The organism is Tenacibaculum sp. HL-MS23, from assembly GCF_032463465.1.
Classification (GTDB): domain Bacteria; phylum Bacteroidota; class Bacteroidia; order Flavobacteriales; family Flavobacteriaceae; genus Polaribacter; species Polaribacter bernardetii.
On record NZ_CP135989.1, the window covers coordinates 1,819,585 to 1,841,123 of the forward strand.

General features: G+C 30.6%; 20 protein-coding genes and 1 pseudogene. 6 read left to right on the forward strand and 15 right to left on the reverse strand.

Annotated elements, in window-relative coordinates; genetic code table 11:
* The first annotated feature begins 8 nt into the window (after window positions 1-8).
* Entirely contained in the window at window positions 9-251 is a 243-nt protein-coding gene (gene moaD / locus RRF68_RS08485) for a molybdopterin converting factor subunit 1 (protein WP_315944080.1), read from the forward strand.
* 519 nt (window positions 252-770) lie between these two features.
* Here the strand turns inward: moaD and RRF68_RS08490 are convergent.
* From RRF68_RS08490 to recO, 7 genes are all read right to left on the reverse strand, one after another.
* On the reverse strand, window positions 771-3,440 hold the full coding sequence (locus tag RRF68_RS08490) for a carboxypeptidase-like regulatory domain-containing protein (RefSeq protein ID WP_315944081.1): 2,670 nt from the start codon (window positions 3,438-3,440) through the stop codon (window positions 771-773).
* A gap of 10 nt (window positions 3,441-3,450) precedes the next feature.
* Window positions 3,451-4,176, reverse strand: a complete 726-nt coding sequence (locus RRF68_RS08495; protein ID WP_275315042.1) for a GLPGLI family protein — start codon at window positions 4,174-4,176, stop codon at window positions 3,451-3,453.
* 24 nt (window positions 4,177-4,200) lie between these two features.
* Window positions 4,201-4,911 carry a GLPGLI family protein gene (locus RRF68_RS08500; protein ID WP_275315043.1) on the reverse strand — a complete coding sequence of 237 codons (711 nt, stop codon included), beginning with the start codon at window positions 4,909-4,911 and terminating at the stop codon, window positions 4,201-4,203.
* A gap of 62 nt (window positions 4,912-4,973) precedes the next feature.
* Window positions 4,974-5,168, reverse strand: a complete 195-nt coding sequence (locus RRF68_RS08505) for a hypothetical protein (RefSeq protein ID WP_315944082.1) — start codon at window positions 5,166-5,168, stop codon at window positions 4,974-4,976.
* A gap of 510 nt (window positions 5,169-5,678) precedes the next feature.
* Complete coding sequence (locus tag RRF68_RS08510; RefSeq protein ID WP_275315045.1) at window positions 5,679-5,957, reverse strand: DUF3817 domain-containing protein; 279 nt, start codon at window positions 5,955-5,957, stop codon at window positions 5,679-5,681.
* Window positions 5,958-5,966: 9 nt separating this feature from the next.
* Window positions 5,967-8,432, reverse strand: a complete 2,466-nt coding sequence (locus RRF68_RS08515; RefSeq protein WP_275315046.1) for a TonB-dependent receptor domain-containing protein — start codon at window positions 8,430-8,432, stop codon at window positions 5,967-5,969.
* A 3-nt stretch (window positions 8,433-8,435) separates the two neighbouring features.
* Window positions 8,436-9,158 carry a DNA repair protein RecO gene (gene recO, locus RRF68_RS08520; protein WP_315944083.1) on the reverse strand — a complete coding sequence of 241 codons (723 nt, stop codon included), beginning with the start codon at window positions 9,156-9,158 and terminating at the stop codon, window positions 8,436-8,438.
* A gap of 91 nt (window positions 9,159-9,249) precedes the next feature.
* Here recO and RRF68_RS08525 point away from each other — a divergent pair, with 91 nt between their 5' ends.
* Window positions 9,250-9,720, forward strand: coding sequence for a CYTH domain-containing protein (locus RRF68_RS08525; protein WP_315944084.1), 471 nt, complete (start codon window positions 9,250-9,252; stop codon window positions 9,718-9,720).
* 3 nt (window positions 9,721-9,723) lie between these two features.
* Here the strand turns inward: RRF68_RS08525 and trhA are convergent, their stop codons facing one another.
* Together trhA and RRF68_RS08535 are read right to left on the reverse strand one after the other, a co-directional pair.
* Window positions 9,724-10,365 carry a PAQR family membrane homeostasis protein TrhA gene (gene trhA, locus RRF68_RS08530; protein WP_315944085.1) on the reverse strand — a complete coding sequence of 214 codons (642 nt, stop codon included), beginning with the start codon at window positions 10,363-10,365 and terminating at the stop codon, window positions 9,724-9,726.
* On the reverse strand, window positions 10,337-11,050 hold the full coding sequence (locus tag RRF68_RS08535) for a lysophospholipid acyltransferase family protein (protein ID WP_218771710.1): 714 nt from the start codon (window positions 11,048-11,050) through the stop codon (window positions 10,337-10,339). The genes trhA and RRF68_RS08535 overlap by 29 nt, the downstream gene beginning before the upstream one ends.
* A 181-nt stretch (window positions 11,051-11,231) precedes the next feature.
* On the opposite strand from RRF68_RS08535, the gene trpS reads away from it, so the two are divergent.
* Both trpS and RRF68_RS08545 read left to right on the forward strand, forming a co-directional pair.
* Window positions 11,232-12,200: a tryptophan--tRNA ligase gene (trpS, locus tag RRF68_RS08540; RefSeq protein ID WP_275315048.1), complete on the forward strand. Its 969-nt coding sequence runs from the start codon at window positions 11,232-11,234 to the stop codon at window positions 12,198-12,200.
* 20 nt (window positions 12,201-12,220) lie between these two features.
* Window positions 12,221-12,523, forward strand: a complete 303-nt coding sequence (locus tag RRF68_RS08545; RefSeq protein ID WP_218771712.1) for a DUF6370 family protein — start codon at window positions 12,221-12,223, stop codon at window positions 12,521-12,523.
* Window positions 12,524-12,607: 84 nt separating this feature from the next.
* Here the strand turns inward: RRF68_RS08545 and RRF68_RS08550 are convergent, their stop codons facing one another.
* Together RRF68_RS08550 and RRF68_RS08555 are read right to left on the reverse strand one after the other, a co-directional pair.
* Window positions 12,608-13,648: an NADP(H)-dependent aldo-keto reductase gene (locus tag RRF68_RS08550; protein WP_218771713.1), complete on the reverse strand. Its 1,041-nt coding sequence runs from the start codon at window positions 13,646-13,648 to the stop codon at window positions 12,608-12,610.
* A 50-nt stretch (window positions 13,649-13,698) separates the two neighbouring features.
* Window positions 13,699-14,886, reverse strand: coding sequence for a phosphoglycerate kinase (locus tag RRF68_RS08555; protein ID WP_275315049.1), 1,188 nt, complete (start codon window positions 14,884-14,886; stop codon window positions 13,699-13,701).
* A 118-nt stretch (window positions 14,887-15,004) separates the two neighbouring features.
* Here RRF68_RS08555 and RRF68_RS08560 point away from each other — a divergent pair, with 118 nt between their 5' ends.
* A complete protein-coding gene (locus RRF68_RS08560) occupies window positions 15,005-15,427 on the forward strand; it encodes a molybdenum cofactor biosynthesis protein MoaE (protein WP_218771715.1) in 423 nt (140 codons plus the stop codon).
* 164 nt (window positions 15,428-15,591) lie between these two features.
* Here RRF68_RS08560 and RRF68_RS08565 read toward each other — a convergent pair whose 3' ends face one another.
* Complete coding sequence (locus RRF68_RS08565; protein WP_315944086.1) at window positions 15,592-18,348, reverse strand: PD-(D/E)XK nuclease family protein; 2,757 nt, start codon at window positions 18,346-18,348, stop codon at window positions 15,592-15,594.
* Window positions 18,349-18,423: 75 nt separating this feature from the next.
* Between RRF68_RS08565 and RRF68_RS08570 the strand changes: the two genes are divergently transcribed.
* Window positions 18,424-19,227 (forward strand): nitrilase family protein, encoded by an 804-nt coding sequence (locus RRF68_RS08570; protein ID WP_315944087.1) that lies wholly within the window; start codon window positions 18,424-18,426, stop codon window positions 19,225-19,227.
* 67 nt (window positions 19,228-19,294) lie between these two features.
* Here RRF68_RS08570 and RRF68_RS08575 read toward each other — a convergent pair whose 3' ends face one another.
* The 3 genes and pseudogenes from RRF68_RS08575 to RRF68_RS08585 all read right to left on the reverse strand — a co-directional run bounded on the left by RRF68_RS08575 (window position 19,295) and on the right by RRF68_RS08585 (window position 21,497).
* Window positions 19,295-20,275 carry an acyl-ACP desaturase gene (locus RRF68_RS08575; RefSeq protein ID WP_218771718.1) on the reverse strand — a complete coding sequence of 327 codons (981 nt, stop codon included), beginning with the start codon at window positions 20,273-20,275 and terminating at the stop codon, window positions 19,295-19,297.
* A gap of 23 nt (window positions 20,276-20,298) precedes the next feature.
* The gene (locus RRF68_RS08580; RefSeq protein WP_218771719.1) at window positions 20,299-21,027 is read right to left on the reverse strand and encodes a lysophospholipid acyltransferase family protein; all 729 of its coding nucleotides are present in this window, start codon (window positions 21,025-21,027) and stop codon (window positions 20,299-20,301) included.
* Window positions 21,028-21,090: 63 nt separating this feature from the next.
* A pseudogene (locus RRF68_RS08585) lies at window positions 21,091-21,497 on the reverse strand (hypothetical protein).
* Window positions 21,498-21,539: the final 42 nt, after the last annotated feature.

Genomic DNA, 21,539 nt, shown 5'->3' on the forward strand with positions numbered 1-21,539 from the left:
TTTACTTTATGAAGATAAACGTATTACTTTTTGGTATTGCTACAGATTTAATAGGAAGTTCTTCTTTAACAATAGAACTTCCTATTAGCTGTAATGTTACTTCTTTTAAAGAGTTACTTACAAAACAATATCCAGAGTTAAAACAAATGAGCTCATATGCCATTGCCATTAACGAAAGTTATGCAACTGATGAAACAATTATTAAAGAAAACGATATTATTGCTATTATACCGCCTGTTAGTGGTGGGTAAAGAGATTACTTCGTCGTGCCTTCTCGTAATGACGTAATAATTGTCATTGCGAACGAAACGCAGTGGGGTGAAGCAATCCATAAAATAGCAAGAGATTACTTCGTCGTGCCTCCTCGTAATGACGTAATAATTGTCATTGCGAACGAAACGCAGTGGAGTGAAGTAATCTACAAAATAGCAATTCTTAACAAAGAGATTACTTCGTCGTGCCTCCTCGTAATGACTTAATAATTGTCATTGCGAACGAAACGCAGTGGAGTGAAGTAATCTACAAAATAGCAATTCTTAACAAAGAGATTACTTCGTCGTGCCTCCTCGTAATGACTTAATAATTGTCATTGCGAACGAAACGCAGTGGAGTGAAGTAATCTGTAAAATGGTAGTTCTTAACTTAAAGATTACTTCGTCATTCTTCCTCGTAATGACGTAATAATTGTCATTGCGAACGAAACGCAGTGGAGTGAAGCAATCTGTAACTTTAACAACAGGAATTTTTCTCGTAATGACAAATGTAAACCCTTATAACTTATAACCAATACTAAACAATAGTACTCTTGGCATTACATAGGTTTTAGTATCAGAAATTAAATAATCTGAAAAGCTATTACTTTGTTTAAAACTAGTATCAAATAAATTCTGAGTAGTTAATTTATACATCCAAGGACTATCTTCTTTTTGATAGGATAACACCGCATTGGCAACGTTGTATTCCGTGTCTATATTTTGTGCTTTATTTTGATAATTATAATGTGTGTAATCAAAATTAAAAACAAATCCGTCTAAAAAGTCGTAATCGATATTTACATACGGCTCGTGGGTTGTAAATTTAGACGTTGAATTGCTAGAAGTGTATTTACCAATATTTCTTCTAAAACCGGTTTCTATAGTTGGGAATTTATCAAACAAGGTTTCTATACCAACATCAAAACCGTAATCGTTGCTTTTGTTGGTTACAAAATTATTATTAATACTTTGCTTAAAATTAGAAGCCTTATAATTACCTTCTATGTTATATCTTATTTTTTTAATTTTCTTACGTAACGAACTTCTAACGCTCCAACTTTCATTCGGGTTATCTAACATATCAATGGTTAAAAAACGGTTTACACCGTCAAAATTTACGGCACTTCTAAATCCTTTTACTTTTTTCGTGTAATTTGCGTTTGCAAACAACATTAAACCGCGATACAAACTAAAACGACTATAACGAATACGTGCTGAATGATACAACTCATTCTCTAAATTAGGATTTCCTTTAAAAACTGAGTTATAGGATTGCAAATAAAAGCGGCTTGCCAATTTAGAAGCGTTAGAAAAATTAGTTTTTAAATTATAATTCAGTTGAATTTTCTTTGATTTATTAAATTCAATTTTTAGTAGAAAATCTGGTAAGACTACCCATTTATCTTTTTTAATTGAAGTTGATTGATTTACGCGCCAATTATAATTATGCGCATACGCACCTTGTTTAAAAGTAAATATTCCGGTTCTGAATTTATAATGAACACCTGCAAAAAAATCATTGTGTTTTAAAACCGTAGTATTGTTAAATCCGTTTGATGAAAAATCGTTTTCGGTATCATCATCTAACAATTGAAAATCATTACTGATAAATTTTTCTTGTTGATGTGTATTTCCTATCGTTGTATAAATATGATTGTCATTATTTAACACCCAAAAATCTTTAAAAACGGTGTGCAAATGATGCTTTTCATTTTCATTCAACTGATTAATTCTTAAAGAACCTTGATTGGTATTTAAAGGCTGAATAATTGGTTTAATTCTGTCTAAAAACGATTGTGAAGCATTCCAGAAAGTAGTTGGATTATTTTTATCGAACGTGTAATTTGCCGTAGCTGAAAACGTATGTTTTTCAGACTGATCTTTGTGCCATTCTATATTCTGATTTACATACCAAATATCATTTTCTTTATTTGTATTAATATTATCTAGTTGATTATTTATAGCAGTAGTGGTTAAGTTATCTCTTTCTACAGCCGATTTTTTAACCTGTGTTCTAACATACCATTGCTCTTTGTTATTAGGTGCATACTCAATATTAAACTTACCAATGGCTAATATGTTTTTTGAGTTAGTTTTACTTTCCTTTTCTTCTAAAAAAGTAGTGTATTGGTTGATTGCTTCGTTAAAACTTTGGGTATTGTTATGAGAAAAAATAGCATAACCAGAAACATCTAACTTACTAGCTACGGTTTTCGTAATATTTAAAGCACCAAAACGCTGAACACTCTGTAGTACATCCTTGTTTTCTAAAAACTGAGAAAAATCACCGCCTCGCCAATTAAAATTACCGTTAAAAACAGCATTAACGCCACCCTGAAAATTCATATAATCTTTAAACGTAAAGGTTTTTTCGCCAATATTATTTAAGTTACTAATAAAATTTACATTGGTTTTGGGTGAGTAGTAAAACAAGTTTGCATTGGTTTTGTAAAAAGAATCATAACCAACGTTTGAACCTGCTTCAACATCACCAAAAAGAAAACGTTTTTTGTCTTCTTTTAATTTAATATTCATTGCCATTTCATCAGAATCTGAAAGACCTTTTAAAAATGAAACTTCATTGTAATTGTCTATTACCTCAACTTTATCAACCGCATCTGCAGGAATATTTTCAACACCTAACTTAGTACCACCGCCAAAAAACTTTTTACCATCTACCAACAACTTGGTTACTTTTTTACCTTGTACCGTTACACCCCCGTTTTTATCAACCTCAACACCTGGTAGTTTTTTAAGTACATTTTTAAGCTTGCGCTCACTACCATTTACAAACTTATCCGTATTGTAAATAATCGTGTCTTGCTTTACCGTTACGGGGAGTTCAATAACCACTTCATCTAACTGATTTTTGGCTTCTTTTAGCACAAAATCTTTTGTAGTGTTTGTTATTGGTGCTATTTCAAGCTCAACTTTTTCATAGCCCAAATAACTTATACTTATGGTGTATGTTTTATTTTTAGTAAGCTCTAATCGGTAACGACCTTGCTCGTCTGTAATGGCAAAACTCATGTTTTTGCTCACATCTTTAGGCTTGGCTATAATATTGGTATACGATAACGGATTTTGCAAACTATCTTTTACAGTACCTTTAAACACTACAGTTTGCGCACTACAAAAACTACTAGCAATAAAAACTAGTAACGAAAATATAATTCTTTTTAGCATTTTTATTTTCTTATATTTTAAAGAAATTTTTACTCATTTCTACATACGCTGCATTTGTCATTCGTTTTCCTTTGGTTGGTTTTTTTATAACAATTTTCTCTTTAGGATTTAAAACAATTTTTGTTGCTTTTATATTTATTCTATTGTAAGAAACCTCTAAAATTAACCCTGGCAAACCAAAATAATCAATAGGGCCAAAGCTTACTGGTATAGTTGGTGTAAACCATGCTGCTATTTTTATAAGTGGTTTATTATCTCTTACTTTTTTAACTGCAACCGCCTTAAAACATAGGTAATCTCCAATCTTTTTTGTTTCTTGAGTTATTGCCCATTTAATTGGCAGTATATCTACACGTAAAGGTTCTTCACGATTAAACTGTTTATAATAATCTTTTTTACCACTGTTTGTATAGTATATCGTATTACCTCCAGCGATTGTAGCAGTCATGTTGAAATTTTTATTAGCTTCATTCTTTAATTTGCTTTCAACGTCATACAACGATTCATTTTTAGAAAATCTTAAAACGCTGGTAACATCTTTAGTATTCTTAAACATTTTTATAAGATATTGTTCTGCGAATTTTGTTGTTTTTTCTTTTTTAAAAATAGAATCGACATATTGTTCATTATATGCTTTTAATGAAACGGTATAAAACACTTTACCTTGCAACCCACTTTGTGCTGAAAGTATGGTTGTGAATACAATACATAAAAATAATAAGAGGTGTTTTTTCATAGTTTGCTATTTCAGTAAATAACGCTACCTGTTTTCAAAAACTTTTTTGCTAATATCATCAAATTCTTTTTTAGTTACCCTTTGACCCCCACCTTCTCTTTCTTTTAATTTCAAAGAAATTTGATTCAGTTTTATTTTTTGAGCATAGAAAGTTAAACTCCCTTCTGTTAACTCAAGAATTACTCCAGGTAAACCTGAATATTGTTTTGGCCCAAACCTATATGGTAAATCTGTAGTAAACCAAGCAATTACAGGTATCGTTTTTTCACCCCATCTCCCTTTTTGCACTACCTCTGTTGTTGCTTTATAACAAATAAACTTTCCTATCTTTTTTGTTTGTTGAGCTATACTCCATATACTCTGTGGATAAACAACTTCAAAATCACTTCCAAAAGAATTCTTATGGTTTATTATTTCTGATTTTATATTATCTGTAAAAAACGTTCCTTTACCAACTTTTATCTCTGTTATATTCCTTTTTTTTCTTCCTTCGGAATTCATTTTATTATCAACATAAAAAACTGACATATTCTTGTCAAAATCTAAAAAACAAGATAAATTATCATTATTTTTTTTTAACAATTTTATTTTCTCTTTAAATCTACTAGACACTTCTTTTGATGTTTTTTCCATATCCGGAAAACTATACTCAGCAGCATAAATAATTCTATGTACTTGTGAAAAAGAAGATTGGTAAATAATCACACATAAAATCATTGTTATTATTTTTTTCATTGTTATGATATTTAAAACAAGTTTATCTATAATAGATAAACTTGTTATTGTTTTATATTAAATTAGTTTTCCATACACCAAGTAAACCATTCATGCTCCTCTTCATAACTCAATTCAAGATAATCACCTGCAAAAGTTGCGAAACCATCACATTCGTCAAATTTAGATGGTGGTAACTCCGAATAATTATTAGTATTCGCATTCACTAAACCACTTGTAGCAAATACCATTGCTACCATTAAAATTACTTTTTTCATTTTTTAAAAATTTTAAATTTGTTAATTAATTTTTACGGCTTCTTTAATATAAAAGAAGCTTACCTGTTATCTTATTTTTTTACAAATAAAACAGTTTTAACGTTAAAAAATTAAAAAGAAAAATGCGCGCAATTTATAAACATCGTTCTTCTTTTTACTAGCTAGCAAATAATAAAAAGTGATCAACTATTTTATTACATCTCAAAACTAAATCTTTGTAATTTAAAAAATGTTAACGTTTTAAGGGTTAACCCTATTTGGAATTAGGGTTAACCCTAATTTTTTGTTAAAAAAATGTTAAATAAAACAACCTTAACTACTCGTTATTAATGATTTATATTTTTAAAGGAAAACTCAAAAAAAAAAAAAATACTCTTTTTAAATAAAATAAAAAATTAAACATATTTTATTTTTTTGTTTGTTTTTAAACTATTAGACATAAAATAACACAAAGAAACCTGCAATTAAAATTGCAGGTTTCTTTGTGTTATTTTATGTAATTATTATTGGTTACTTTAAATACTTGCCTACAAAGAAGGTTCCGAAAGGTAAAATAGATAATAAGCAAACGATTCCGAATGTTTTACCGCTCCAGTTCAATTCGAATTTTAGCATAATTGCTATGATTATATAGGCAACAAATAGAATACCGTGCGGCATTCCGAAAAGTTTTACAAAATAAGGATCGTTCCCTAAAGCCTCTAAATACTTATAAGGCATGCCTAAAAACATTAATAGTAAATAAGAAACTCCTTCTAATAAACTTACAATCTTAAATAGATTTATCATTTGTATATTTTAAAAATTGGTTAGTAACGATACTGAAACATTGCGCCCCGGCGCAGAAACACCACTTGCAAATTCTTTATAATGTTCGTCAAACAAATTCGTAAGCTGTGTTTGTATTGTTATGTTAGCGTTTACTGTATACTTTGCAAATAAGCCAACGGTCATCCAACTTGGTGTACCATAATACTTATTAATATCTTGGGTAGCAGCCGAGTTAACAATTGGTGTTTGTTGTTGATTATCTATTCCTTCGTCTAAATTATAATCAGCGATATCTTTTTTGGCGTTAAAAACAAAATTAGCGCCTCCTTCAAACTTATTATTTGAATAATTTAATTCAAAACGACCAAATAATGGCGGAATTGAAGACATTGGTAAATTGGTATCATAGGCCTTACCTTTTGTATAGGTTAAAAACCCCGAAGTACTCCAATTATTAAATATTTTACCTTGATAACTAACTGTTGCACCTGTAATATAAGCAGTACCTTTATTTACATTTGCTACAATATTACCGTCTTCACCATCGTAAGAAACAGTATTACTACCGTTTAACTGAAAGTTTTCACGATAAATATAATTATTTAACAACGTATAATATACATTGGCACCAACTCTGAATTTTCGATTATTAAAATATTTTTGAAAACCTACTTCGGCATTGTAAGCATGTTCTGGTTTTAAAGTGATATTTGGCACAGTTACATCTCCGTTTTTTTCTCTTACTTTACCTACGTCATCAATATTTGGCGATCGAAAACCTGATGATAATACTGCATTCAACTGCAATGTTTTAACAGGTTTAAACACATAACCAATAGTAGCAGTAAGCGCTGTATTGTTTAAGCTTATATCATTACTTGGTAATTGTATAAATGTTTCATCAATCCACTTTGCATCTAGCAATGTATTTGTTAATCGAATACCTGTATTTAAGGTTGATTTAGGCGTAATATCTTGGCGATAATCTAAATACATTGCCGAACTAAAATAACTACTTCCTCCATCAGGATAACGAGATTGTACTGCAAAATCTGCATCAAAACCATCAATTTCGTTATTATTAATTCTTAACGTTTTACCGTAAGAATTAGATTTAACATCGTTGTAAGCTGCTTCAAAACCATACCCTAAATTACGTTTTTTAGCTAACGGAACTGTAAAATCTCCATTTACACTAAAAACATTTACATTTTCTTCTCTGTAAGACCTTTCTAAACTTCCGAATTTTCTTTGAATACGACTTTCTTCAATATTCTGATAAGCAGTTGTAATTGTACCTTTATTTAACCATTTTTTATTTGGATTGATTTCTAATTGAGATGAAACTAACAACCTGTTTTGAGGACCGTATTGCCATTCTGCAAACTTTAAATCACCACTACCTTTAAGCTCACTTAATTTATCAAACCTTGGCACATCTGATGATGTTGAGTATTGGATATTTACTTTTAAGTCGGTTTTTTTTGATAACGGAATAAAAAATTTCTGCAAAAAATCAGTCTGACTAAAACCTGTATTTTTTTGCAAATTAACATCTTCGTTTGCTATTGGGTTCTCAGCATAATTACCATTTAAATTATCAGAATAAAAAAACGTTTTTCCCCAATCATCAAAACCATGAGAACGATTTTTACCCATTTTTAAATCACCAAAATTACTATGTGTTACACTGGTAAGCGATGCCCAATTTTTAAACTGTAATTCTGCCGATACCGAATTGGTAACTTCATTATTTACCGAACTGTAACGTAAAAAACTACTTCCTTTAATTTTATTTTCTTCAGATAATTTTGGCGTTTTTGTGTAATAATGAATTACACCACCAAGTGCATCAGAACCATAAATAACAGACGACGGCCCAAAAACAACTTCTGTTCTATCTAACAAAGTAGGGTTTACAGTTATAGAGCTTTGTAAATGTCCTTTTCTGTAAATTGCATTGTTCATTCTAACTCCATCAACAACCAATAAAACACGGTTACTTTCCATTCCTCTTAAAACAGGACTTCCACCACCAAATTGTGATTTCTGCACTTTAATTCCGGGAATTGTAGCTAATAAATCTGCTGATGTTTGCGGCGATACTTTTTGAATATCTTTTAAAGAAACCACTGCTATTTGCTCTGCAATACGGTTTGCTTTTTCTTTATTCTTAAATACAGAAACAACTATCTCATCTAATTGCTCTGATTGTTTTGATAAGAAAACTTGGTAATTATTTTGTTTTAAAACAGCTTTTTTTTCTTGAAATTTCGCATAAGATACATGTGAAAAAATAAGAATTTCGTTATCATTAAACTTCGTAATATCTACAACACCATCAATAGTACTAATTGATGATATTGTTTTGTTTTTATTAAAAACCGCAACTTCATCAATTCTCTTGCCAGTTTCGGCGTCAATTATAGTAAGGTTTTGCGAAAAAATAGCGGTAATTGTCAGTAAAAAAAATAGGGTAATAACTTGCTTCATCTGTTAACTAAACACGGTTTCTAAAATATTTAATGATCTTGGCTCTTTAAAACCCTCCAAATGTAATTCAAAATATCGAACTATAATTCTGAGAATTATTTGCCTTTCGTTTTTATTGTACGAAATTGTATTTATACTATCAAAATTTATGCCCAACAGCCTTTTAAAAAGAATTAATTCACTACCTGTAATAACAAGTTTTTCATAGGACGCATCTGTAAATCTTCCGTCTAATAAATTAAAAGTCATTTTGTTTGATTCTGAAACGTCTGGATAAAATCCTAAAAACCGCGATAAATTCAACAAAAACAGTAAATGAAAATTAGCAACAGCATCGTGAGTATCTAACCAAATTAAGCTAGTTTCGATAAATTCATATAGTACTTCATTTTTTTCTTCCTCTTTAATAATAGTAGAAAGTATTTCTGATAAAAATAATACGATTGACTGCTTTATCACCGAAGTATAAATACTTTCATAAGGATGAATAACCTGAGCTTCCCTTATTGAGTTTAAAGAGTTTCTATTATTATGGTTAGCCTCAATTATTAATTGTGTTAATGGTTGAAAATAGGCTTTTTTCAACTTTCCTTTTCTCGATTTTAATACACCTCTTATCATGTAAGATCGAATACCATCTTCTAAGGTAAAACACTTAACAATTAAACTTGTATCGCTGTACTTAATAGCACTAATAACAATTGCTTTTGTTGTAATTAACGCCATTAAATTAAAGTTTTAAATAATTAATAGTATCAAAGATATTTAATAATAACTACAAAAATGATACATTCGTACAAATTTGATTCAACTTCTTATGACTTTTGAAATAGAACGAAAATTCTTGGTAATTTCTGATCAGTACAAACAAGTAGCTTATAAAAAAAGTTACATCAAGCAAGGTTTCTTAAACTCTAAAAAAGAACGCGTAGTAAGAGTTCGTATAAAAGATGATACCGGTTTTTTAACCATTAAAGGTGCTTCTAATAAAAGCGGAACTACCCGATTTGAATGGGAAAAAGAAATAGATTTAAAGGAAGCTCAAGATTTATTTAATTTATGCGAGGAAGGAATTATTGAAAAATACCGCTATTTAGTAAAGGAAAACAACCATACTTATGAAGTTGATGATTTTTTAGGTGAAAATAAAGGCTTGGTTGTTGCCGAGATAGAATTAGAAAATGAAACCGAACAATTTTCTAAGCCAAATTGGTTAGGCAAAGAAGTAACCGGAACTGTTAAATATTACAATTCAAACTTAAGTAAAATTCCTTTTTCTAAATGGTAAAAACTATATGTATTTATAGATTGCCCAAAAATGACTAAAACTTCCCAAAAGTACAAAAACATGAAAAATAGCGTGGTTGTATGGCACTTTTTTAATTGAATATAAGATTGCCCCAATTGTGTAAAAAACACCGCCAGCTATTAAATAAAATAATCCGTCGTACGACAAATTATTCATTAACGGTTTTATTAAAAAAACAACTTGCCATCCCATTATTAAATATAATGCCGTTGATAGTTTATCGAACCTACCAGTAAAAAACAACTTCAATATAACACCCGTAAGTGCGAATAACCAAACAAAAATAAACATATACCAACCTGTTTGTCCTGGTAAAACTACTAAACAAAAAGGCGTATAACTTCCGGCTATTAAAACATAAATAGCAGCATGGTCAAAAATATTAAGTTTGCGACGAAGTTTAGGTTTTTTAGCAGCGTGGTAAAAAGTAGATGCTGCATATAAAATAATTAAACTCAATCCGTAAATAACAAAACTAATTGTTTGCCAAAACCCTTGGTATTCTAGTGATTTTAAAACTAAAAAAGGTAAAACGATGATAGATAGTAATAGCCCAAAACCATGTGTTAACACATTTAATTTTTCCTCAGTATTACTATAACGGTGATTTAAATTCTCGCTCATTGTTTGGTCGGTTTGTGTCTTTCATATATGATTTATCATTCGCTAATTCATTATATAACAAATCAAAAGATTGTTTTTTTAAAGCATCTTTATCTTCCATTGTTAAACCCTTTGTCTCTAAAAATTTTAATTGTTTTGCTCTAAAAACACCTGGACGTCCTTTAAAGAAATCCCAAGAAAAAAAACGCTTTGCATCAAAATATAATTGTGGTACAATTGGCATTTGATATTGTATAGCTAAACTAAAGGCCCCGTTATTAAAAGGTGCTAAAACTACGTCTTCTGTTGGTACTAATCCTTCAGGGAAGATTGCAATACTTAATCCTTTATCTAATCGCTTTTTTATACGGGCATACACTTTTTTTCTACTCTCTGGGTCTTTTCTATCTACCATAACAACAGCTTTTTTATAAAAGAACCCGAAAACTGGTAATTTTACCAATTCCTTTTTCCCTACAAACAAAATCGGATTTTTACTAGATGCAATCATAATCCATGGATCTAATAAAGAAGCGTGGTTTGCAATGAATACATAACTTTTTTCACGATCAAGCTCTTGTTCTCTATCGATTTTTAATATGAAACCCATTCCGTAAATTAAAAAATACGACCACCCCCTCATTAGTTTCCAAAAAGGGCCATAGTATTTTTCATCAGACAGCAGCACCAATATAAACGGAGACATAACTAGTATCGAAGTAATCATTAATAGGTAAAACCAAATGCGCCAAATTAAGCGAAGCGGGGAAAATAGGTATTTCATAACTGCGAATGTAGTAATTTCTTTTGTTTGAACAATTTTAAGCTTATTTTTGCTATCATCAAGCAGTCGTAAGCGCTGCTTATATAATTTTTCAAAACAGAATATGTCAAGAATTTTAACAGGAGTACAGAGTACAGGAACTCCGCATTTAGGTAACTTATTGGGAGCTATTTTACCAGCCATTGAAATGGCTAACGACTCTAAAAACGAAGCTTTTATCTTTATTGCAGATATGCATTCTTTAACACAAATTAAAGATGGTAACGAATTAAGAGAAAACACCTATAGTGTTGCTGCTACTTGGCTTGCATGTGGAATTGACATTAACAAAACTGTTTTTTATCGCCAAAGTGATATTCCTCAAGTTGCAGAATTGTCTTGGTACTTAAGTTGTTATTTTCCGTACCAACGTTTAACATTAGCGCACGGTTTTAAAGATAAAGCCGATCGTTTGGCTGATGTTAACAGTGGGTTATTTACATACCCGATGTTAATGGCTGCCGATATTTTATTATACGACGCAGAAATTGTACCGGTTGGAAAAGACCAGTTACAACACCTAGAAATGGCTCGTGATGTAGCTAGTAGATTAAATAATGTTGTGGGTGATACTTTAATTTTACCACAAGCTAAGATTAGCGAAAACACGAAATTAGTTCCTGGAACTGATGGTGAAAAAATGAGTAAATCTAGAAATAATTTCATCAATATTTTCTTGCCTGACAAAAAACTACGCAAGCAAATTATGGGAATTCAAACCGATAGTAAAGCACTTGAAGATCCTAAAAACCCGGATACAGATAATGTTTTTGCTTTGTATAAATTACTAGCTTCGGATGCTCAAATTACTGAAATGCGTGCAAATTACGAAGGTGGAAACTATGGTTACGGTCATGCTAAACAAGCTTTATACGAGTTGATTATCGATAAATTTGTTGACGTTCGTACAAAGTACAATCATTATATGGAAAACCGTACTGAAATTGACGAAGCTCTTGCTGTTGGTGCAGAGAAAGCGCGTACAGTTGCTACAGATGTTTTACAAAGAGTTCGTAAAAAAATAGGATACTAATCTCAAAATTTAAAAATCAGATGAAAAATTTACTTTTTATATTTTTATTCGGAATAATAGCTTGTTCACAACCAAAAGAAAAAACGTTTATAGCCGATGCTTCTTGCGGTCAATGTAAATTTGGCTTAGAAAGTCAAAACGGATGTGATTTAGCTATTAAAATTGATGATAAAGCGTATTTTGTAGACGGCGCTCATATTGATGATTTTGGTGATGCGCATGACAAGAAAATTGGCTTTTGCAACGTTGTTAGAAAAGTAGAGGTAACTGGTAAATTAGAAAATGATAGATTTAAAGCTACCGCTCTTAAAATAGTTGAGTAGTTTTCGTAGATAAATAATTGCAAAAAAATCCGAAGTAAATAGTACTTCGGATTTTTTTTATTTTGATATGTCAAGCCTTAAAATTTATGGTGCAGGATTCGGAATTAAACTATGAACCGATTCTATTTCTGCCAAAATTTCTTCTGATAAATCAATATTAATAGAGTTGATATTTTCTTTTAACTGACTCATTTTTGTAGCTCCAATAATATTACTAGTTACAAAGGGCAACTGATTTATGTATGCTAATGACAATTCAGCCAATGTTAGTCCGTGTTTTTCGGCTATTTTCAAATATTCTCTAACTGCTTTTAAAGAATCTTCGCTCATATAACGAGCTATAAACCTCGGAAACAAAGTTCCTCTTGCTCCTTCAGGCGTTTTACCATCTAAATATTTACCTGATAAAACTCCTTGTGCTAAAGGCGAATATGCTAACAAACCAATGTTTTCTCTCATAGAAACTTCACTCATACCTACTTCATAACCTCTGTGAATTAAAGAATATGAGTTTTGAATAGTACTCATTCTTGGCAAATTATGTTGCTCGGCAGTTTGCAAATACTTCATGGTTCCCCAAGGCGTTTCATTTGATAAACCAATATGTTTTATCTTTCCTTGTTTTACTAAAGCATTCATTGTTTCTAAAATCTCTAAATGATTTTCAGCTTCTTTGGTTGCTGTTTTATACGGATAATCACGAACACCAAAACAATTTACACCACGAGAAGGCCAATGAAACTGATATAAATCGATATAATCGGTTTGTAGACGTTTTAAACTACCTTCAACCGCATCAATAATATTTTGTTTTGTAAAGCCACCAGTTCGAATGTGTTTTGTATAGTCGCCACCACCAGCAATTTTACTCGCCAATACTACTTTATCACGATTTCCAGTTTTTTTAAACCAAGAACCAATTATTTTCTCAGTTGCACCATAAGTTTCTGGCGTTGCTGGTACTGAATATAATTCGGCTGTATCCCAAAAATTTACGCCTTGCTCCAACGCATAGTCCATTTGCTCGTGTCCATCCACTTCAGTATTCTGATTTCCCCATGTCATGGTTCCTAAACAAATTTTAGAAACTTTTATATCGGTATTTGGTAGTTTAGTGTACTTCATTTTATCAATTTAATTAACAACTATTTCTCAACTGCGCTCGAAATGACATTTTATTTTAAAACCGCTTCAATTCCTGGTAATGTTTTTCCTTCTAACATTTCTAACATTGCTCCACCACCTGTAGAAACATAACTTACTTTATCTCCAAAACCAAATTGCTTTACTGCTGCTACAGAATCTCCGCCTCCTACTAAAGAAAATGCTCCGCTTTCAGTTGCTTTAGTAATAGCATTTCCTAATTCTATGGTTCCTGTTGCAAACTTTTCCAGTTCAAAAACTCCTAAAGGTCCGTTCCATAAAATAGTTTTAGATTTTGCAATTACTGCTGCAAATTTCTCAGATGTTTTTGGCCCGCAATCAAGTCCCATCCATCCATCAGGAATTTTAGTTGTATCAACTATTTGCGTATTTGCATCATTTGAAAAAGCATCAGCAATAATAGCATCTACTGGTAAATGTATTTCAGTGTTTTTTTCTTTTGCTAATTTTAAAATTGACAATGCCAATTCTAATTTATCATCTTCTACTAACGAATTACCAATGTTTCCGCCTAAAGCTTTAATAAAAGTGAAGGTCATTCCTCCACCAACAATAATATGATCTACTTTTTCAATAATATTTTCTATCACTCCAATTTTAGACGATACTTTTGCGCCTCCTAAAATTGCAGTTACTGGTTTTTCAGAATCATTTAAAACCTTGTTGATACTTTCAATTTCGGTTGCCAATAAATTTCCGAAACATTTATTTTCAGCAAAAAATTGTGCAATAACTGCTGTAGAAGCATGCGCTCTGTGTGCAGTACCAAAAGCATCATTCACATAAACATCACCTAATTTTGACAATTTTTCAGCAAAAACTACATCTCCTGCTTTTTCTTCTGGATAAAAGCGTAGGTTTTCTAATAATAAAATCTCTCCGCTTTTTAAATTTGCAATCGCTTCGGTAACTTTATCTCCAATACAATCTTCAACAAACTTAACCTGAACCCCTATAACTTCTATAACTTTAGCTATAATATGACGCAATGAAAATTGATCTTCTTTTCCTTTCGGACGACCTAAATGCGACATTAACACACAACTACCGCCATCTTCTAATACTTTGATTATTGTTGACTTTGCTGCCTTAATTCGTGTAACATCAGTCACCTCTAAACTGTCGTTTAAAGGCACATTAAAATCTACTCGTATTAATGCTTTTTTATTTTCGAAATTAAAATCGTTAAGTGTTTTCATATTTTTTGTTAAAAAGTATCTTCTTTTATGTTGCTTACAAAAATAAATATTTAAATCTGATTCGTTTATACTATTTACATTTTCAAACTTATATCTTTGTTAAAGTTTATTATTTAAAATGAAAATAACTTCGATAAAGGTAACTTCAGAAAAACTAAACTTGCAAGAATGCTATGATTTTGTAGTAGATACTTCTTGTGGCGGAATCTCTGTTTTTGTTGGCACCGTAAGAGATGCTACTCAAAATAAAAGTGTTACTCATTTAGATTTTTCTACTTACAAACCAATGGCCATTAAAGAAATGCAAAAAATTGCTGAATTGGCTTTAGAAAAATTTCCTATAAAAAAAATAGCGATTCATCACGCTGAAGGTTTACTGCAAATAAAAGATGTTCCTGTAATTATTACAGTTTCTTCTCCGCACCGAAAAGCGGCTTTTGATGCTTGCCAATTTGCAATAGATACTTTAAAAGAAACTGTTCCTATCTGGAAAAAAGAATATTTTGAAGATGGTGAGGTTTGGGTAAATGCGCACCCATAAAAAATCATTACGATTATTTACAGTTTTATGCTTCTATAAATTTATATCTTCGAAATGTCAATATGTTTCTGGGGGGGGAACATATTGATGATTTACAAATAAAGGTGCAAAAGGATAAAAATTAAATTTTTATCCTTTCTTTTTTATAAAAACCACACTATATGCTAATAAGGTAAATCTGCTGGTTCGATAAAATCAATTTTAGAATTATATACCTCTTTTAAAAACACTTTTATTTCATCCATAAAATCATTCAGTTTTTCTTCTGTTACTTCATTATCTGGAGTACGATAATTAGATGAAAAATTCATTTTTAAGAACCCGCTTTTTAAATTTTTAAACGAAATAATACCCGCTTCTAAATTATTAGAAAAATCAAATTTATTGTTTTGAGTATACAAAAAAGCATACAGCATAACCTGAATTGCTTTATGGTGTTTTAAATCTCTAATATTTTCAAAATCTACCACTTTTAGTTTATTGGCATCTACCATTCCGGTTTTATAATCTATAATTCTAACAACACCATTTAACTCATCAATTCTATCAACTTGTCCGTGAATTTTTATAGGGAAATCGATACCTTCAACTGTAATTTCAGCGGCTAAATTTTGTTCTGTTCCAATTATTTTTAATTGATTATTTTCATCTTTTAACAACTGTTTTTCATTTGCTAAAAAATTTTCTACAAATCGATTCGCAACTTCAAAAACTAGCCTATTTTTCCCAGTAGCAATATCTCCGTTTTTAAAATGTTCTGAGAAATAAAAAGTAACCAGTTCTTTTGTTTTCTGTTGCATGTTAATAATATCATCAACAGATAAAAACTTACCTATAAACGGTTTATATAACGCCTCTAAAGTATCATGAACCACTGTTCCCATAGTATTTGCGGCAACGGTTTCTTCTACATTTTCGAACTCATTAATTTTTAAAACTTTCTGTTTGTAAAAAGCAATCGGGTTGTATAAGTAATTGGTTAATGCTGATGGTGATATTCCTTTTTTAGCCAACTCTTGTAAGCGTTCTAAAACTTTCTCATCTTTTTGAATCTCCTTTAATTTTGTAGCCGACGTTACTACTTTCGGACTAATTATCTTCTCAGTAATGTCGTCTCGCATCATTTCTAATTGCGTAACAAAACGGCTTTTTTCTCCACTTCCAAAAACATCATGCTCTGTATTATATAAGATAAAAATATTTTTTGCTCTTTGCAATAACCTAAAAAAATGATATGAAAAAAGTGCATCTTTTTCTTTATATGTGGGCAATCCGAATTCAATTTTTACATCAAAAGGAATAAAAGTATTTTGTTGGCTACTTGCGGGTAAAACACCCTCATTTACCGATGTGATAATTACGTTTTCAAAATCTAACATTCGTGTTTCTAAAACACCCATTAATTGTAAACCTTGCAACGGTTCTCCTTTAAAAGACAAACTTTCAGACTGAATTAATTGCCTAAAAAACTGGTGCAATGTTTTTAGATTTTGCACGTAGTTAAACTCAATATGTAAATTTTGTAATTGTGTAAATGCCGTGTAAAAACGGAATAAATATTCTTTTTCTAAATCGTTGGCTGTGTCTTTTAAAACATTAATTAACTTTAGTATTCTTGATAAAAATTCTGCTATTGTAGAAAACGGATTAAAAATAAGACAAACAACTTCTTTAATTTCCTCGTCTAAAGGAGCAAGAAACTCAGTAATTTTTGTTTGATTGATAAAAGTAGTATTCTCTTTAACAATCGTTGCCGAAATAATATCTGCAACATTTGTTTCAGCATCAATTTGTAATAATTTATAAATTGATGCATCTTTTACAAACCGAACAACATCTTTATGATAAAATTGTTTATCTTTTTGTTTTTGCAGTTTTTCTTGATTGTTAAATAACTGAAAAATAGCAAAAATTAAACTCGTTGTAGGAATATCTTTTAACGGATATCCCATGGTAATGTTTATTGCCTCTACGCTTTTAGGTAATGAATTTAAGGTTATTGGCAACAATGTTTCATCGGCCAATACCAAGGCTGTATTATTATGATTTGGTAATTTTGATAAAATTTCTCCCGCATGTTTTATTTGTGTAATATTTTTTGATGCTCCTATAACCTGAATATTCTTAGATTCAGAGAAATAATTTTTAATCGTTTGAATTGGGTTTTTTTCATAATATTTCCACTGCTTTTTATACTTTCTAAGAAAACTACCCGCTTGATGATTTCCTTCATAAAAAGTTTTATCAATATCCCAATAAACCTCACTATTTCCTGCAGATAAAAACTCTTGAAATAAAAATTCTTCCGCTGTATTTAGAGCATTAAATCCGATGAAACAATATTTTTTATGTTGATTTTTACTAATAAAATTTTCAACATTCTTAGTTGCTTCACGATATAAAACACCTTGATATCCAATTTTATTTGAAATCAAAAATTGATAAAAAACAGCATAAAAATCCTCTAATTTCTCCATAAAAGAGAAATGATCTTTCATTAGCTCCGTTTCTTTAAACTCTCCTTTTACCGACCATTTTTGTAAACGATGAATATCTCGTAAATACACAAAAATATCCTTCGGTTTTATTAGGTGTTGGTCAATTTCGTTAAAATCTTGTAAAACAGTAAAAGCCCATGTAGAGAAAACATCAAACGTATCTGGATTTTCTTCAATATCTTTATAAATAGTATAAAAATGAAATAGCAGTTGTACTGAATCAGCTTTATTAATTTCAGAAATTTCTTCAACAAAATCGCCAATATTTAAAATTTGAGGTAAAAAACCTGCTAAAATTTTATTTTTAAATGTTTGCTTTACAAACACTCCTGCCCTTTGTGACGGCAAGACAAATACAACATTTTCAAACGATTTGGTGGTTTGTAAAATAGTATCTAAAGTTTCTGAAATAAAAGAGTTCATAGCGGTTTTTTAATCAACCCAAAGTACAATATTTATCTTATTTTTGAGAGGATAATTAACTTCATTTCTTTGCTAATGATTACAACAAACAAACTTAAAACTGCACTTATTCAGGCTGATTTAATTTGGGAAAAACCAGCTGAAAATAGAAATCATTTTAAAGAAAAAATAAACAAGCTTCCTTTAGGTATCGACTTAATAATTTTACCCGAAATGTTTAGCACTGGTTTTACTATGAACGCACAGCATTTAGCAGAAACGATGACTGGTGATACTATTATTTGGATGCAAGATGTAGCTAACAAAAAGCAAGCAGCAATTGTTGGAAGTATTATTATTAAAGAACCGTGTTTAGATGCTGATAAAGATTACAATTATTACAATCGATTACTTTTTGTACATCCTTCAGGTAAAATTGATTTTTACGACAAGAAACATTTATTTACATTGGCGAGAGAACACAAGGTGTTTTCTGCAGGAAAAGACATTGTTTTAATCCATTATAAAGATTGGAAGATTTGTTCGCTAATTTGTTATGATTTACGCTTTCCTGTTTGGGCCAGAAACACTCATAATTACGATTTACTATTGTATGTAGCTAATTGGCCTACACCAAGAATTGAAGCCTGGAATGCACTCTTAAAAGCGCGTGCTATAGAAAACATGAGTTATACAATTGGTGTAAATAGAATTGGTACTGATGCTAACGGTTATGAATACAGCGGTGACTCTGCTGCATATGATATGTTAGGAAAGTGTTTAACTAAAAATACAACAAAAGAAGTCTCTTTAATTATTGAGTTAGACAAAGAAATACAGTGTAAAACTCGCGATAAGTTTCGGTTTTTAGAAGATAAAGACGTATTTACTTTTCAATAAAAAAAACGTCATTGCAATAATAGAAGATTACTTCTCTTTATCGTAATGACGTTCTTTAATTATCTTTCTAAGATGGAATCATCCATTTAAAATTGAATTTGGTATCAGGAACCACAATACGTTCTGTAATACGATACATTCTATCTGGTAATTTCATTAAGTAATCACGTGCTTTCTCAGCCTCTGGAGTTAAACCTGTAATCTTATCTATCTCCCAAGTTGTATTTAGTTTTTTAATAATATCAACATAGTCAAAACCTGTGTATACCCCAACTCTTTGCGCTACTGTAGAGAAATCATCAAATAAAGTTCCTTTTGCTCCAAAAGACTCTCTTAAGTGCATTGCAGGCATTACTATTTTGTATTTCATCATGTATTGAAATGCTAACATCATTTCGCTAGGATCAATTTTAAATATCTGCTTCACAAATTCTGTATATGCTTGGTGATGACGCATTTCATCTCCTGCAATAATTCGAGACATTTTTGCCAACGCTTTGTGTCCTTTTTTCTTTGCAATTTTAGCTACGTTTAAGTGAGAAACATACGTTGCTAATTCCTGAAAACTCGTGTATATAAAGTTTTTATATGGATCGCTTGCAGTACCAATATCAAAACCATCAGTAATTAAATGTTGCGTGGTAATTTCTACCTCACGCATATTTACACGTCCTGAAAGATATAAATACTTGTTTAAAGTATCTCCATGACGATTTTCTTCCGCCGTCCAAGCACGAATCCATTTTGCCCAACCGTTATCTGGGTGTTGTGTTATTCCATCTAAATCCAACAACCAAGACTCGTAAGTTGGTAGTGCTTCTTCTGTAATTGTATCTCCTACCAATACTACCCAAAAGTCATCATCTAATTCTTTAGATAATTCTCTAATTTCTTCAACTTCAGAAATAAAAGTATCTTTTTGTGAGTTTGGTAAAAAATCTGTTGGTTGCCAAATTTTTTCCGCGGGTATTAAAAATTTTTCTACGAAACTATCGATATTCTTCTCGAGCGTTTTCATTACTTCCTTTCGGATATTTTGTACTGACATAATTTTTTATAATTTATAAGTGATTATAAAATTGATTCTTTAATCGTATTTTCTACTGTTGCCACCAATTCATTAAACGGTAAACTGTTTACCTTTATTGGCGCGTGTGTCTTAATTTTTATTGGACTTCCCAAACCTAAAGGAAATTTACCATACTTGAATACTTTCCATGAATTATTTATGGTTAGTGGCACAATATAAGCTTCAGGGTTGTACTTTGTAATCATTTTTAAGCCATTTATTGAGAATGACTTTGGTTTACCTGTTCTACTTCTTGTTCCTTCAGGAAAAATAACCGCAGACCATTTGTTTTTATTTATATTTTTTGAAAAACTTGCCAACTCAGTTAATGCTTGTCTTGCATCTTTACGATCGATTAAAGCAGCGCCACCGTGTCTTAAATTAAAAGAGATACTTGGTATTCCTTTTGCTAGTTCTTTTTTAGATACAAATTTCGGAAAGTGTTTTCTAAAATGCCAAATAATTGGTGGAATATCAAAAGTACTTTGATGGTTTGAAACGAATATTAAAGTGGTGTTTTCTGGTAAATCTTGTTCATTTTCTACCTGAACACGAACTCCTAAAATCAAAAGTGATTTTATTAATACCCAATTCATAATATTTACTACATTCTGATGACCATTTTGACCGAACAATTTTAACCCTAACCATTGCAATGGTTGAAATATGATTAATAGTAAAAAAAACACCAATGCGAATATTGATGAAACGATATAACTTATGAATTTCATTTTAAAATATTTAATAGCTTACAAAAATAAAAAATCCCGCGAGAGCGGGACTATATTTTATAATTAAAACCAATTACTCCAAGGAATTCTTGATAATATTAGTAGCAATGCTATTCCGTAAAAAATTGCAAAGGTTTTAAATTTAGCCTCACTTTTCACTTGTTTCTTATGTTTAGACCATCCGATGGTTATTAAAACAATCGCTAAGATCATCATTAATGGATGCTCTAAAGCTAAAAGTCTTACAGGAGCATCTTTCATATCTCCCAGTCCTTTTTGAAAACCTCCTATGAAATACACCAAAAACCCTAACAACAACTGAATATGTGTTGTTATTAAACTAAACAACCCCAAACGGAATTCTTTATGGGTAAATTCTTTTTTTGTACTAAACCTATAATTGCGTTTATTACTGTAAAAATTAATACAGCCAATACAATATATGCCCAATAAGAGTGTAATGTTTTCATCATAATATCATTGTTTTTAATAATGGTAAATGTACTAATTTT

Coding starts and splice junctions, on each gene's coding strand:
- moaD (WP_315944080.1), top strand. CDS start 9: ATGAAGATAAACGTATTACTTTTTGGTATTGCTACAGATTTAATAGGA.
- RRF68_RS08490 (WP_315944081.1), bottom strand. CDS start 3,440: ATGCTAAAAAGAATTATATTTTCGTTACTAGTTTTTATTGCTAGTAGT.
- RRF68_RS08495 (WP_275315042.1), bottom strand. CDS start 4,176: ATGAAAAAACACCTCTTATTATTTTTATGTATTGTATTCACAACCATA.
- RRF68_RS08500 (WP_275315043.1), bottom strand. CDS start 4,911: ATGAAAAAAATAATAACAATGATTTTATGTGTGATTATTTACCAATCT.
- RRF68_RS08505 (WP_315944082.1), bottom strand. CDS start 5,168: ATGAAAAAAGTAATTTTAATGGTAGCAATGGTATTTGCTACAAGTGGT.
- RRF68_RS08510 (WP_275315045.1), bottom strand. CDS start 5,957: ATGATAAATCTATTTAAGATTGTAAGTTTATTAGAAGGAGTTTCTTAT.
- RRF68_RS08515 (WP_275315046.1), bottom strand. CDS start 8,432: ATGAAGCAAGTTATTACCCTATTTTTTTTACTGACAATTACCGCTATT.
- recO (WP_315944083.1), bottom strand. CDS start 9,158: ATGGCGTTAATTACAACAAAAGCAATTGTTATTAGTGCTATTAAGTAC.
- RRF68_RS08525 (WP_315944084.1), top strand. CDS start 9,250: ATGACTTTTGAAATAGAACGAAAATTCTTGGTAATTTCTGATCAGTAC.
- trhA (WP_315944085.1), bottom strand. CDS start 10,365: ATGAGCGAGAATTTAAATCACCGTTATAGTAATACTGAGGAAAAATTA.
- RRF68_RS08535 (WP_218771710.1), bottom strand. CDS start 11,050: ATGTCTCCGTTTATATTGGTGCTGCTGTCTGATGAAAAATACTATGGC.
- trpS (WP_275315048.1), top strand. CDS start 11,232: ATGTCAAGAATTTTAACAGGAGTACAGAGTACAGGAACTCCGCATTTA.
- RRF68_RS08545 (WP_218771712.1), top strand. CDS start 12,221: ATGAAAAATTTACTTTTTATATTTTTATTCGGAATAATAGCTTGTTCA.
- RRF68_RS08550 (WP_218771713.1), bottom strand. CDS start 13,648: ATGAAGTACACTAAACTACCAAATACCGATATAAAAGTTTCTAAAATT.
- RRF68_RS08555 (WP_275315049.1), bottom strand. CDS start 14,886: ATGAAAACACTTAACGATTTTAATTTCGAAAATAAAAAAGCATTAATA.
- RRF68_RS08560 (WP_218771715.1), top strand. CDS start 15,005: ATGAAAATAACTTCGATAAAGGTAACTTCAGAAAAACTAAACTTGCAA.
- RRF68_RS08565 (WP_315944086.1), bottom strand. CDS start 18,348: ATGAACTCTTTTATTTCAGAAACTTTAGATACTATTTTACAAACCACC.
- RRF68_RS08570 (WP_315944087.1), top strand. CDS start 18,424: ATGATTACAACAAACAAACTTAAAACTGCACTTATTCAGGCTGATTTA.
- RRF68_RS08575 (WP_218771718.1), bottom strand. CDS start 20,275: ATGTCAGTACAAAATATCCGAAAGGAAGTAATGAAAACGCTCGAGAAG.
- RRF68_RS08580 (WP_218771719.1), bottom strand. CDS start 21,027: ATGAAATTCATAAGTTATATCGTTTCATCAATATTCGCATTGGTGTTT.